Origin of the sequence: Paenibacillus planticolens, from assembly GCF_013141725.1 — a bacterium.
In the GTDB taxonomy this organism is placed as follows: Bacteria; Bacillota; Bacilli; order Paenibacillales; family NBRC-103111; genus Paenibacillus_E; species Paenibacillus_E planticolens.
In genome coordinates this window covers 1-12,194 of the sequence record NZ_WHNZ01000085.1, presented here as the reverse complement: position 1 = coordinate 12,194, position 12,194 = coordinate 1, and the positions used below count along the sequence as shown (strand labels likewise).

Genomic DNA, 12,194 nt, shown 5'->3' with positions numbered 1-12,194 from the left:
ACATGATTAGCGTAACAAGGCACATCGCAAGGACGCGAGGGCACCCCTTATAATCGAAATTGTAGCAGCAAACGAAAGATCACATGATTTTGAAAGGGGAACCAAAGATGCGAGGTAAAAAGACATCCGCAATCAGTGCGATAGCACTGACGGTCCTATTGGCAGGATGCGGCACGCAAACCGCTACAACGAGCACGCCAAGCGCCAGTCCGGCCGCTAGCAGTGCAACCAATGCGCAAACAGCAGCACCTGCTCCCAAAAAGGTGACCATTACCGCCCAAGGCTTCAAGCCGGACCAAAAAGAAAAGAATGATCAGCTTGATCAACGGATCGCCCGGTTCAAAGCGAAAAACCCGAACGTAGAGTTTAAAAAGGACGACTGGCAGTACAATCCGCTGGAAATCGGTATCAAAATGGCTTCCAACAGCGCTCCGACCGAGTATACGACGTATGCAACCGAAGGTAAGGTACTCGTTGACAAGAAATGGGTAGCGGATATTACGGATTCGATGAATGCTTGGGAACATGCGAAAGATATGAATGATCTTCTCTCCAAACCGTTTGTGGTGAATGGAAAAACGTACGGCGTGCCGATTGACGGATACGTGATGACCATTACGCTCAACAAAAAGCTGTTTAGAGATAAAGGCGTAGAACTGCCGCCAATGGATTGGACATGGGACGATCTGCTCGAAGCAGCAAGAAAAATCAATGATCCTGCCAAAGGCATCGCAGGTTTTATCCCCATGGGGAAAGGCCCGGAAGCAGGCTGGAACTGGACGAATTTCCTCTATGCGGCCGGCGGGGATGTACAGAAGCTTGATGGCGGTAAAGTAGTCGGCATTTTCAATTCGGACGCGGGCTTGAAAGCGCTTGAATTTTATAAAAAGCTGAAAGACGAGAACTTGATTCCGCAAAACTGGGCGCTCGGATATGGCGACGCATTAAGCGCATTCTCGCAAGGACGCGGCGCGATGGTTATGTGCGGAAGCGGCAATGCGGCGGATACGGCGATTAACGAAGGCGGTATTCCTAAAGAGGATATGGTTGTGTATCCAATGCCGGCTCTGACCAAAGGCGGCAAGCATACGGGGGTTCTCGGAGGCAACTACCGCGTAATCAATCCGAAGAGCGACAAGGATCAGCAGGCTGTTGCTTTCAAATGGATCACGGATGAGTATTTCACGGACGATTTCTTAAACTCCACGAAAAAAGAGATCGAAGACCGTAAAACGAAAAACCGTGTCTACATTCCGCAGCCAATCAACTACTGGAAAGATTCCTCCGATTTCGGTAAAAAGTATACCGATCTGTTAGCTAAATACGACAATGTCTTCAAATATGATCCGCAGCTTCTCAGCCTGTGGGACGGCAAGCCGGAAGCTCAGTATGAAGCGCAAAAATACTATACAGAGATGGCCAATGTGATCCAAAAAGTGTTCACAACCAAAGATGTAGATTTGAAAAAGGCTTTAACTGACGCGTCGAACAAAGTGCAAACGGAAGTGTTTGATAAAGTGAAAGTCGAATAGTGACCGGATCGATCGGATCTAAGCCGCCCTCGCGGTTTAGGTCCGATTTCATAAGGAGTGTTGGAGATGGATGCAGAATTACATGTACAGCCTGTTGCAGCGGCAAGCTCCGTAAAGAAGAAAATCAATTGGTATCTATGGGGGACTCTATTTATCGTCCCGGAGATTGTGTTCTTTATTATTTTCTTGTGGGTGCCGATTATCAAAGGTATTTTCTACAGCTTTTACAACATAGATTTCGTGGATGGCAACCATTTTATTGGTTTGGCCAACTATCTGAGTATTTTTCAGGATGAGCTGCTCCTTACATCTGTCAAAAATACGTTGTATTATATGGGCCTCGGTATTGTGCTGGGCTTCTGGGTTCCGCCGCTCATTGCCATCGCTGTCTCGGAATTGAAATGGTTTCAGGGGGGAGCGCGCATTATCGGATACCTGCCAAGTGCGATTCCCGCTATCGTCCTGTATGGGATGTGGATGTGGTTCTACGATGCCGTAGGTCCGATCAACTCCTTTTTGCAAACGCTGGGTCTCCCCAAACTGGAATTCTTCAGCCCTAAACTGGCCATGGGTTCCATCGTCGTGCTTGAAACATGGCAAAGCTTCGGCGCAGCGACGCTCATCTATATCGCGGCAATCGTAGGAATTCCGAGGGACATCTACGAAGCGGCTGAAATTGACGGGGCCAGCGTATGGCAGCGTATCCGCTACATCACGCTCCCGAGTATCCGAACATTGATGCTGCTCTTGCTGCTACTGCAGGTAATTACTACGTCACAGGGCTTCCAGGCGCAATTGTCCATGACGGACGGCGGGCCGAACAATGCTACGTTAACGTACCTGCTGTGGCTCAATCATACGGCATTCCGCGATCTTGACTTCGGCAAAGCGAGTGCCATGGGCAGCTTAATGTTTTTCGTCTTAATCTTGTTGTCCGTGTTATATAATCTGCTGCAGCGTAGAGGTGAGAAGGCATGAAGCAAGAAGAACGCGGCATTATTTCAAGATATGATATGAAAAAAGGCACCGTACGCACAGGCTACACCATCATGGTGGTGCTGATGCTCTTGATGGGAGCAACGATGCTGTACCCTTTTTTCGATACGTTCTTTGGGTCGCTGAAAACACGCGAGGAATTTTTTGCTTTTCCTCCGACCTTTTTCCCGGAAAGCTGGATCTGGACGAACTATAAGGATGCTTTTACCGGATTTGACCTGCCATTGTTGACCTTTCTCAAAAATACCGTGTTCATCTATATCGGCAACGTGGTCGTTTCGCTGCTGCTGATCGGATTGGCGGCTTACGCGCTGTCACATTTAAGAGTTCCGTTCAAACGTTGGGTGACGCTGTTTTTCTTTTCTACGCTGCTCATTCCGCCGGCTACGTACATCGTCCCGAATCTGCTCAATCTGAAAAGCTTGGGCTTGCTGAATACGTATTGGGCCTTCTGGCTGCCGGCTGCGGCGAACGCCTACTTCATGCTGCTGCTCAAAAACTTCTTCGATGGCATTCACAAAGAAATCTTGGAAGCCGCCAGGATGGACGGGGCAAGCGAGTTCAGCTCTTTTATCCGAATTGCGGTTCCGCTCTCCACTCCGATCATCGGTACGCTGTTGATGTTATCTTTTTCGGCGACGTGGAACGATTTCTATTGGCCTAGTCTTGTGATGACGGAGAGAGGGATGTACCCGCTCGCAACAGGTATCTATCTGTATGTGGTGTACTCGACATCGGTCATTCCGTGGAGCGTCCGCTTTGCCGTATTGACGATGGCGATGCTGCCGCCGGTGGTGTTTTTCCTCATTTTTCAAAAATTTATTATTCGCGGCATTTCGGTTTCCAGTGTTAAAGGGTAGCGAAGAACGTCCATCAGAAGCTATTTCTGGTGGCGTTTTCTTTTGCTTAAAGGAGAATGTCCCCGCGATCGCGAAACTAAGACGAAATGGAAGGGCTGGAAAGGAAGGAAAGTCAGTATGCGTAAAATGCTGCGTAATATGAATCTGATGAAAAAGCTGATCGTCCTGCTCATCTTATTCGTCGTCATCCCGATATTGGTCTTGGATTTGGTCGTCGCGAAGAAGCTGGAGTCCATCACAGAAGAGCAGGTGGGAAATGCGCTGCTGCAGCTAGTGCGGGGAAGCCATTTAACATTAGATAGGGAAAGCAGCGATTTCGAGGAAAAAACGGAGAAAATTATGATCTCGCAGGAGATTCAACAGCTCGCCAGCATCCCTTCATCGTCGGAATACGAGCGTTTTGAGATTTTTAAGACGCTTGATAAATATTTAAGCAATTATTCAACGAATGCGATCCGCTATTCCATGTTCTTTTCAGATACCGATAAGCAGTATTCCTTTGTGCCGAATTCCGATATTTTGAACAACGGCATTTTTTACGCAACGGATTTGAATGCGCTCTCCTGGTACAAATCGGTTAGTCAAGCAAAAGGGAAAGGTGTTCTTCGCGTTATCGATAAGTTCGGCTTTAATCCGAATAGTGTGCAAACCGTTGCCTACCTGCGGCAGCTCAACAGCATTTATAACGGTGAAACCGTCATCGGTTACTTGCTTGTGTCGGGAATTGAGACGCCTTTGCAGCAAGATTTTTTGCCATTTGACAAGTATGCGGATGCCCAAGTCATGCTGTTGGATCAAGAGAACACGGTGCTCGCTACCAATACGGAGAAATTCCAAATCGGCTCCACAATGCCCGTTGCTTCGGATAAAGTGGAGGGGGTTTATAAGCTGAAAGAAGGCGGCGTAGAGTATATGCATGTGCTTCATACCAGTGAAGCTACGAATACGAAGCTGCTGATGCGGGTTCCCGTGCAATCGATCATCATCGATCACATCAGTGTGCAGCGCCTAGTGGATTGGATCATGTTTATCTATTTCTTTATTTTATTTTTGGCGAGCATGTATTTTATTCAATCGATTCTGAAGCCGATTTCGAGGCTGGCCCGCATTACGAATTCCTATCATCCGGGCAGGCCGCTGGCAATATCCATGCATTCGGAAAGTAAAAACGAGATCGTGCTGCTGAGCAATCATTTTATCCGGATGACCGACCGTTTAAATCAAACGATTTATGATCAATATGAGCTGGAATTAAAGCATAAAGAAATTGAATTGTCGATTCTCCATACCCAAATTAATCCGCATCTCCTTTACAATACGCTGGAGTCTGTCTACTGGCATACGTTTATGGAAGGGGCGACGGAGTCTGCTGAAATGATTAAGGATTTGTCGCTCATTATGCGGATCGGGCTAAGTAAAGGAAAGCTGTTGATCCCGGTGATGGAGGAAATCAATCATGCAGAGGCTTATGTACGGTTGCAATTGTTCCGGTACGAGTACGCGTTTAAGGTGCATTGGGACATTGAAGAGGATGCGAAAAAGTATCTCGTGCCGAAGGTCATTTTGCAGCCCATAATTGAGAATGCGATTCTGCACGGCATTAAGCATATGAGCCAAGACGGAGAGTTATGGATTAAGGTGCGAAGCCGCGATGGTCAAGTCATCATCAGTGTCGAGGACAACGGTTACCGGCAGGCCGATATCGACATGTTGAATGCGATTCTGCAAGGGAAAGAAAGCAACCGGGGCTTCGGAATTATCAACGTTCAAAAGCGGATTCAGCTGCACTTCGGGGGCAGCTACGGCTTGCATTACAGCCATCGAGAAGAGCAAGGCGTACGTGCCTGGATTGAGATTCCGGCGATTCTTGATGAGAATGAATGGAAGCAGCCTCCGGCTTAAGGCCTGAGTTAGTCTGCTAGATAAAGAACCTAGCGGTAAGAATACCGCTAGGTTTCTTTTGCATACGAAGTAAGTAGCTATGATTAAGTTTAGTTTTGGGGCAAACCAAATTCGGTATCTGTTGACGAGTTGTGATCGGTAATATCCACATATTGATCAACTGTATCCAAGACTTGACTCAGCTGCCAGCGGCTGAAAACAACATGGTCTGAAGAAATGGCATTATAGGTGCTCTCTTCTTTGCAAATTTTAAAGCCTCGGTAATTCTCATAAATGGTTCTCATTGAGATCTCTCCCTCGCTTTGATGTATATCTTAAACTATCATTAAACGCCAATTTTTGGTAGAGGTGTAAATTGAGAGATATTGTCTATTTCTGGCAGCACCTGCGAAAATAAACAATTTGTATCGCCATTGAGGCGGTTGACAAATGGTGAGCGACAGTGTTAAAATACAAACAACAGTTAATTCATAGTAAACTTATTGGAATTTAATGAAATCTAATTCTGACCGGAAAACCGGAAGCGTGGATGCTGAGTCCATGCTTTTTTTATTTTATGAAATGGAGGTTTTGCTGTAATGAATCGTACAAACATTTCGTATAATGACGTCCATGTCGTCGTGAACTTAATGGGGACGGATCATAAGCTGATCCCATCCTTGCTGACTGCGCTAAAGCACAACAAAATTACGTTAAACGCGATTCAAAACCCGCCGCTGCAAATCGATCTGTTCAGCTCTGAAGCACACCTTTACTCCGAAGAGGGAGACAAGTATCGGATTCCGATTTTTTAAATTGCACAACAAGGAGGAGAACACCTTGAAAATTGAGTGGTCATTTGAAATGTATCGTCCTTGGACGATAGATCAAGTTTTGAATTTCGTCGCGATTGCTAGCCGCTATTCCAGTCAAATTTATGTAGGCACGAAGGGGGAGTTGCTGAATGCCAAGGGACTATTGGGCGTAGTGACATTAAGCCTTTCGCTTGGCGCGCACGAAACGATTAAGCTGCTGGTAGATGGGGCGGATGCGCAGGAAGCGTTCACAGCGGTATCCGTATTTTTGCAAAATGAAGAGCGGCGTCAACGAATATATAGATTGCCGTCACGCTATACACTAAAGCGCTCCCGGGTAGCGCAATAAAAGAATCGTTGCAAACAGTCAAGATATCGAGCTTGGCTGTTTTTTTTGCTATTCTGTGCTTGTTTGTGTTACAGTTAGTGAAGAGGTGATTAACGATGTTGAAATTGGGTATTTTGGACCAATCACAAATAGGGGAAGGTCGCACAGCGGCACATGCGCTGGCTGAAACGACGGAGCTGGCCCAAGAGGCAGACAAATTGGGATACACCCGGTATTGGGTATCGGAGCATCACGCCTCGCAGGCGCTCGCACACTCAAGCCCAGAGGTGCTTATCGCACATTTGGCCGCCAAAACGAATCGGATACGATTAGGATCAGGCGGCATCATGCTGCCTCATTACAGCGCTTATAAAGTAGCTGAAAATTTCCGCTTGTTGGAGGCGCTGCACCCGGGGCGGATTGACGTCGGACTCGGACGCGCTCCCGGCGGGATGCCGATATCAACGCGCGCACTGCAAGAGGGGAAATACACGAGCGTAGACCAATACCCGCAGCAGGTTGCTGATCTGACGGGTTATTTATATGATGCGCTGCCGGCGAATCACCGTTTCGCGGCCCTGCACGCATCTCCGGTCATTTCAACTGCACCCGAGATTTGGCTGCTCGGTTCTTCCTACGACAGTGCCCGAATTGCGGCGGATAAAGGGGCTGCTTTTGGCTTTGCGCAGTTTTTTGGCAATGCGGATTGCGAACAGGCCTTGCGGATTTATCGCGAGCATTTCAAGCCGTCGATTTTGAATGAACAAGCTCATTCGTTAGCGGCGATTATGGTTATTTGTGCGGATACGGAAGAGGAGGCGAAGCGTCTGGCTACAAGCACGGATTTGTTTTTCCTGTCGCTTGGCCGCGGCGCACTGCTGCCGTCTTTTCCATCCGTTGAAACAGCGATGAATTATCCCTACACACCAGGGGATCTGGCTATGATCCAAGATCGCCAGCATAAGCGGATCGTCGGCACGCCGGAGCAAGTGAAAGCGGAAATGCTTAAGCTGAACGAAGCCTATCAAGCCGATGAAATTATGGTTGTGTCACCTATTCATGATGTGGCGGCGAGAATACACTCGTATCGATTGCTTGCAGAAGTGTTTGAACTGAAGGGGTAATGGATTTATATGACTGCTGAATGCTGTGCCATTTCTAAGTAATTATTTGCGTTTTTCTCTTCTTGCCATTACACTTAAACCTAAAATGGAGTGGTGAAATGAGCAAGAACAGAGTTTGGAATAAGGGAAAGCGGAATGGCGGCGGTGGGCCGGCACCTGGAACGGGTTATAAGGAGAAGCTGGCTGAGGAGGCGAGGGAAGAAGGCAAAAACCCGGAAATTGATTATGCCAACCCCATTAATCAAGTTCGGCCAATGAAACGCGATAATTGGGTGGAGCGGCCTGTTCGCGTCGTTCGGCAACAACCTAACAAATAAGTGCAAAAAAGCCTATTCGGACTTGTGAAAAGCCGGATAGGCTTTTTTATTGCGCGAACATAAAAACTGCACATTTCCATATGAATGGAAGGAGGAGACTCAAAATTCACGTCATCATGTGTCGACAAGCAGCAGGGAGGGGAACTACGCATGAAGTCGGTTTTTAAGCTGGAACTTGAAGAAGCGCGGGTTATGATTTTTGCAGGCATACAAGCCGCTATAGAGGCTAATGCGGCAGAAACGATATGTATCGTAGACGATGGCGGCTATGTAATCGCCTTGGAACGAATGAATGGCGCTCGCAACACGAGCCCTGAAATGGCGATGGCGAAAGCTTTTACAGCAAGCGGTCATCGGCGCTCGACGCATTTGTTCAATCAGCCCGGAGGACCGGCGACGATTCATGGCGAGGCGTTTGGCATACATGCCATGATGCCCGGAAAGTTTGCTATTTTTGTCGGAGGATTCCCGATTGTCGTGAATGGCTGTGTCATTGGGGGAGTCGGTGTCAGCGGAGGTGCCGGCGAGGATGACATTGCCGTAGGCGTCGCGGTGCTTAAGGCTTTGCAGTGTTATTTAGGCGATGAATATGAAGTGATGACTGATCCTGATATCAAAAAATAAAACAAAGCCCCGGATCTCCCTAATCAGGGCGAGCGGGGCTTATTTTAATGGATAAGGCTTCTTACATATTGAACGGTGCTGTCAATGGTTTCATGGGAAAGCTGTTCCAAAGAAATGTCGATACCCGGTTTAACCCGGTGGAGTTGTTCCAGGAACGACTGGGTTTGGAAAATGCCTTGTCCGGAGCGTACCGCTTCCAACTTGCCGTCACGAACGACAACATCCTTCAAATGAGCAAGAACGATGCGGTCGCCGAAAGCTGCAAAGGCCCCAGCCAAGAAATCTTCTTGATCATCCACAGCAGCAGGGGGGAGCAGGTTCACAGGATCAAAGACAACCCCTAAGTTGCTCGACGGGATTTCTTCCATGATGCGTACCATTTTTTCTTTGCTGGATAACGTGTGAGTGAAAACGGGCTCAAGTCCGATGTGAACGCCCCAGCGCTCCGCTTCCTCGGCCAGTTCCTCAACCGTTTCCTTGAGCAGCTCCCAACCGATGGCTTCATATCGCTCCGCATCTTGCGACAGGTATGTCGTCAAGTCTGCCGTTTCTGTGGCGACAATGGACGTTCCGAAATCTCTGGCGTACCGCAGGTGCTCTTTGAACCGGTTGATTTCGTAGCGCCGCTGCTGCGGATCCGGGTGAATCGGATTGATATAGCAGCCAAGAACGCCAATGCGGATACCGGCGCGCTGGAACTGTTCGCCAATATGATTGGCGAGACCTGGACTAAGCTTGCCCAGGCTTGTGTCGATATCGCTGATGGCTTTGCTGAGAGCCAATTGTACGAAGTCAATGCCCCGTCCGCGTAGCTTCTCTGTTAATTGGTTCAGTGGAAGATGGCCGACGGCATGAGCTAGCGTACCGATACCCATTTATCTCGCCATCCATCCGCCGTCCACGCATAAAACGTGACCGTTCATGTAATCGGAAGCGTCCGAGGACAAGAACACAACGGGTCCTTTCAAATCTTCCGGCGAGCCCCACCGTCCTGCCGGGATACGCTCTGTAATAGACTGTGTGCGCTTCTCATCTTTGAGGATTGGCGCTGTGTTATTCGTCGTCATGTAACCTGGCGCGATGGCGTTGACTTGGATGCCTTTGCCTGCCCATTCGTTCGCCAAAGCTTTCGTAACGCCTGCGATCGCATGCTTGCTTGCCGTATAGCCCGGTACATTGATGCCGCCTTGGTAAGTCAGCATGGAAGCAATGTTCACGATTTTGCCGCTGCCGCGCTCGATCATATGACGGCCGATCAACTGGCACAGGAAGAAAGCGGAGTTTAAGTTCAGGTCGATGACGTCGTGCCAATCTTGACGCGCATGATCGACAGCTGGCGTACGACGGATGATTCCGGCGTTGTTCACAAGAATATCGATGCCGCCGTAAATGCCGACAGCTTTATTAACAACATCCTCAAGGATGTCTTCGTTGCTTAAATCCGCTGCGATTAGCTCAGCTTTGCCGCCTAATGCACGGATCGCTTCAACCGTTTGCACGCTTTCGGAAGAGGATACGGCAATGACGTTAGCGCCAGCTTCGGCAAGACCGATAGCCATCGCTTGGCCCAGGCCGCCGGAAGCACCGGTTACGAAGGCTGTTTTTCCTGCTAAATTAAAAAGTGTCATGAAAGATACTCCTTTTCACTAATGAGTGACGATTTGAATGCCGGCGTCACGGTACTGCTTGGCCGTTTCTGCGGGCAGATTGCTGTCGGTTATAATCATGGCGACCTCAGATAAAGAAGCGAACGTGCGTAAAGCGCACTGGCCGAATTTGTAATGATCGGCAACGCCATAGACGGTTGCGCTGGACGCGATCAACGCACGTTTGTAATCGGCGTGATCACTCGTATAAATGGTAAAGCCGTGCTGAAGATGAACGCCGGTTGCAGAAATGAACGATTTCTGTATGTTCAGCGAATTTACATAAGCAACGGCCTCAGGACCCACAAGCATGTTACGGGTTCTGTACCCGCCGGGAACAACGAGCCGGATTTCTTCCTTAGGCAGGAGCTCGGAAATAATATATAAATCATTGGTCACAACTGTAAGCGGCTGATTGTCCAGCCGCCTGGCAATTTCAAGCGTTGTGCTGCCGCCGTCGAGGGCAATGATGTCCCGCTGCTGAATGTAGCGCAGAGCGATTGTCGCAATTTCCGATTTCTGATCGGCGTGTTTAACAATTGGCTCTTTCGCCGAGAGAATGCCAAGCTGATCGCTTTGGGCGAGCATGGCGCCGCCATGAATGCGGACGAGCAGCCCTTTTTCCTCCAGCTTGGCCAAGTCTTCACGTATTGTTTTGCCTGTTACATCCAGTCGTTCGCTAAGCTCGTTAACGGTAACTTCTTTCTGCGCCAGGAGTATTTCCATAATGGTTTCGTACCTGCGTAAAGGATTCATCGATGATCATCACTTTCCAAAAGAGAGATTACCGATTATTTTAAATCTTTCATAGCCACGGCGTCCATATCGTCGAACATTTGATTTTCGCCGGCCATGCCCCAAATGAATGTGTAGTTGTTCGTGCCTACGCCGCTGTGGATGGACCAGCTTGGGGAAATGATAGCTTGCTCATTGCGCATAACGACGTGACGCGTTTGTTGCGGCTCGCCCATCATGTGGAAAACAACCGCATCTTCCGGCATGTCGAAGTAGAAGTAAACTTCGGAACGGCGGTTATGCGTGTGAGATGGCATTGTGTTCCACATATTGCCTGGTTTCAGAAGCGTCATCCCCATAACGAGTTGACAGCTTTGAATGCCGTCCAAGTGAATGTATTTGTAGATTGTACGCTCATTGGATGTATTGATGCTGCCCAGGTGAGCCGGAGTAGCTTCGCTAATCGCCGCTTTTACAGTTGGGTATGTTTTGTGAGCAGGCGTTGAGTTGAAGTAGAATTTGGCAGGTTCAGCTGCATTTTCGCTAGCAAATGTAATATCTTTCGCGCCAAGGCCGATGTAAATGCAATCTTTGGAATCCATGTTGTACGCAGTGCCGTCAACTGTAATGGTACCGCGGCCGCCAACGTTAATGATACCGATTTCGCGACGCTCTAAGAAGTAATCAGCCGCCATTTCTTTCTTGTCCGCTTGCAGTTGAAGGGTGTTGGTCGTTGGAAGCACGCCGCCGATGATAAAACGGTCAACGTGGGAATATACTAGTTTAATTTCGTTCGGCGCAAACAAAGCGTTGATTTGGAACTCAGCTTGCAGGCGTTCTGTGTCAAATTGTTTAACTTCATTCGGGTGTGATGCGTAACGGATATCCATGTGATAATCGCTCCTTGGTACGGTTTATTTGAGTTGATATAGGTTCATATAGGTTTAATTTACTCCAATCATGAGGATTAAGCAAGTGTTTTCGGCAGATGGTTCAAATCGTCCGCAATGGGTGAATAAAGGGTGACGATTAAGGAAACAACAAGCCTACAGGAGGTTAGCCTATGGATAAAAGTCATTATTTCGAACACGTCTGCAACGACACGATTCCGACTAAACCGGAGGAAGAAGATACAACGCCAACGGATATGGTAAGTGAAGCGGTCGAGGAAATTATGGACAATATCAAGAGCGCCTTTTCGACGGGCGATCGGGAGTAGAGAAAAGGACGAGACAGGTTTCTGCTTCGTCCTTTTTTATTTGCTGGTCAGCGGCTAGCACGATCATAGCCGGCAAGAGTCGCTGGTATTCAACAGCGCCAATCTCACCCCGTCAAA

The 12,194-nt window shown here is 48.4% G+C and carries 15 protein-coding genes; 10 read left to right on the top strand and 5 right to left on the bottom strand.

Translation table 11 applies throughout. The features are described from left to right. Positions 1 to 107: 107 nt before the first annotated feature. The 4 genes from GC097_RS32100 to GC097_RS32085 all read left to right on the top strand — a co-directional run bounded on the left by GC097_RS32100 (position 108) and on the right by GC097_RS32085 (position 5,290). Positions 108 to 1,532: an ABC transporter substrate-binding protein gene (locus GC097_RS32100; RefSeq protein WP_171687336.1), complete on the top strand. Its 1,425-nt coding sequence runs from the start codon at positions 108 to 110 to the stop codon at positions 1,530 to 1,532. A gap of 66 nt (positions 1,533 to 1,598) precedes the next feature. Further along, entirely contained in the window at positions 1,599 to 2,510 is a 912-nt protein-coding gene (locus tag GC097_RS32095) for a carbohydrate ABC transporter permease (RefSeq protein WP_171687335.1), read from the top strand. Beyond that, positions 2,507 to 3,388, top strand: a complete 882-nt coding sequence (locus GC097_RS32090; protein WP_171687334.1) for a carbohydrate ABC transporter permease — start codon at positions 2,507 to 2,509, stop codon at positions 3,386 to 3,388. The genes GC097_RS32095 and GC097_RS32090 overlap by 4 nt, the downstream gene beginning before the upstream one ends. Before the next feature lie 138 nt (positions 3,389 to 3,526). Further along, entirely contained in the window at positions 3,527 to 5,290 is a 1,764-nt protein-coding gene (locus tag GC097_RS32085) for a sensor histidine kinase (protein WP_171687333.1), read from the top strand. Positions 5,291 to 5,379: 89 nt separating this feature from the next. Here the strand turns inward: GC097_RS32085 and GC097_RS32080 are convergent, their stop codons facing one another. After that, positions 5,380 to 5,574, bottom strand: coding sequence for a hypothetical protein (locus GC097_RS32080; protein ID WP_171687332.1), 195 nt, complete (start codon positions 5,572 to 5,574; stop codon positions 5,380 to 5,382). Between the two features lie 294 nt (positions 5,575 to 5,868). Between GC097_RS32080 and GC097_RS32075 the strand changes: the two genes are divergently transcribed. From GC097_RS32075 to GC097_RS32055, 5 genes are all read left to right on the top strand, one after another. Then, on the top strand, positions 5,869 to 6,084 hold the full coding sequence (locus GC097_RS32075) for a hypothetical protein (RefSeq protein WP_171687331.1): 216 nt from the start codon (positions 5,869 to 5,871) through the stop codon (positions 6,082 to 6,084). Between the two features lie 25 nt (positions 6,085 to 6,109). Beyond that, positions 6,110 to 6,433 carry an HPr family phosphocarrier protein gene (locus GC097_RS32070; protein ID WP_171687330.1) on the top strand — a complete coding sequence of 108 codons (324 nt, stop codon included), beginning with the start codon at positions 6,110 to 6,112 and terminating at the stop codon, positions 6,431 to 6,433. A gap of 95 nt (positions 6,434 to 6,528) precedes the next feature. After that, a complete protein-coding gene (locus tag GC097_RS32065; RefSeq protein ID WP_171687329.1) occupies positions 6,529 to 7,536 on the top strand; it encodes an LLM class flavin-dependent oxidoreductase in 1,008 nt (335 codons plus the stop codon). A gap of 98 nt (positions 7,537 to 7,634) precedes the next feature. Continuing rightward, entirely contained in the window at positions 7,635 to 7,853 is a 219-nt protein-coding gene (locus GC097_RS32060) for a hypothetical protein (protein ID WP_171687328.1), read from the top strand. A gap of 150 nt (positions 7,854 to 8,003) precedes the next feature. Continuing rightward, complete coding sequence (locus GC097_RS32055) at positions 8,004 to 8,477, top strand: GlcG/HbpS family heme-binding protein (protein WP_171687327.1); 474 nt, start codon at positions 8,004 to 8,006, stop codon at positions 8,475 to 8,477. A 44-nt stretch (positions 8,478 to 8,521) separates the two neighbouring features. Here GC097_RS32055 and GC097_RS32050 read toward each other — a convergent pair whose 3' ends face one another. From GC097_RS32050 to kduI, 4 genes are read right to left on the bottom strand one after another with little or no spacing between them, the layout of a single operon-like run. Beyond that, positions 8,522 to 9,352: a sugar phosphate isomerase/epimerase family protein gene (locus GC097_RS32050; protein WP_171687326.1), complete on the bottom strand. Its 831-nt coding sequence runs from the start codon at positions 9,350 to 9,352 to the stop codon at positions 8,522 to 8,524. After that, a complete protein-coding gene (kduD, locus tag GC097_RS32045) occupies positions 9,353 to 10,105 on the bottom strand; it encodes a 2-dehydro-3-deoxy-D-gluconate 5-dehydrogenase KduD (protein WP_171687325.1) in 753 nt (250 codons plus the stop codon). Between the two features lie 18 nt (positions 10,106 to 10,123). Then, complete coding sequence (locus GC097_RS32040; protein ID WP_171687324.1) at positions 10,124 to 10,879, bottom strand: DeoR/GlpR family DNA-binding transcription regulator; 756 nt, start codon at positions 10,877 to 10,879, stop codon at positions 10,124 to 10,126. A 35-nt stretch (positions 10,880 to 10,914) separates the two neighbouring features. Further along, positions 10,915 to 11,748, bottom strand: coding sequence for a 5-dehydro-4-deoxy-D-glucuronate isomerase (gene kduI, locus GC097_RS32035; RefSeq protein WP_171687323.1), 834 nt, complete (start codon positions 11,746 to 11,748; stop codon positions 10,915 to 10,917). Between the two features lie 173 nt (positions 11,749 to 11,921). Between kduI and GC097_RS32030 the strand changes: the two genes are divergently transcribed. Beyond that, the gene (locus GC097_RS32030; RefSeq protein WP_171687322.1) at positions 11,922 to 12,077 is read left to right on the top strand and encodes a hypothetical protein; all 156 of its coding nucleotides are present in this window, start codon (positions 11,922 to 11,924) and stop codon (positions 12,075 to 12,077) included. The last annotated feature ends 117 nt before the right edge of the window (positions 12,078 to 12,194 follow it).

Excerpts from the sequence above, each read along its gene's own strand:
- GC097_RS32060 (WP_171687328.1), top strand. The coding sequence starts at position 7,635 with ATGAGCAAGAACAGAGTTTGGAATAAGGGAAAGCGGAATGGCGGCGGT.
- GC097_RS32100 (WP_171687336.1), top strand. The coding sequence starts at position 108 with ATGCGAGGTAAAAAGACATCCGCAATCAGTGCGATAGCACTGACGGTC.
- GC097_RS32085 (WP_171687333.1), top strand. The coding sequence starts at position 3,527 with ATGAATCTGATGAAAAAGCTGATCGTCCTGCTCATCTTATTCGTCGTC.
- GC097_RS32090 (WP_171687334.1), top strand. The coding sequence starts at position 2,507 with ATGAAGCAAGAAGAACGCGGCATTATTTCAAGATATGATATGAAAAAA.
- GC097_RS32055 (WP_171687327.1), top strand. The coding sequence starts at position 8,004 with ATGAAGTCGGTTTTTAAGCTGGAACTTGAAGAAGCGCGGGTTATGATT.
- kduI (WP_171687323.1), bottom strand. The coding sequence starts at position 11,748 with ATGGATATCCGTTACGCATCACACCCGAATGAAGTTAAACAATTTGAC.
- GC097_RS32040 (WP_171687324.1), bottom strand. The coding sequence starts at position 10,879 with ATGAATCCTTTACGCAGGTACGAAACCATTATGGAAATACTCCTGGCG.
- kduD (WP_171687325.1), bottom strand. The coding sequence starts at position 10,105 with ATGACACTTTTTAATTTAGCAGGAAAAACAGCCTTCGTAACCGGTGCT.
- GC097_RS32050 (WP_171687326.1), bottom strand. The coding sequence starts at position 9,352 with ATGGGTATCGGTACGCTAGCTCATGCCGTCGGCCATCTTCCACTGAAC.
- GC097_RS32075 (WP_171687331.1), top strand. The coding sequence starts at position 5,869 with ATGAATCGTACAAACATTTCGTATAATGACGTCCATGTCGTCGTGAAC.
- GC097_RS32080 (WP_171687332.1), bottom strand. The coding sequence starts at position 5,574 with ATGAGAACCATTTATGAGAATTACCGAGGCTTTAAAATTTGCAAAGAA.
- GC097_RS32030 (WP_171687322.1), top strand. The coding sequence starts at position 11,922 with ATGGATAAAAGTCATTATTTCGAACACGTCTGCAACGACACGATTCCG.
- GC097_RS32095 (WP_171687335.1), top strand. The coding sequence starts at position 1,599 with ATGGATGCAGAATTACATGTACAGCCTGTTGCAGCGGCAAGCTCCGTA.
- GC097_RS32065 (WP_171687329.1), top strand. The coding sequence starts at position 6,529 with ATGTTGAAATTGGGTATTTTGGACCAATCACAAATAGGGGAAGGTCGC.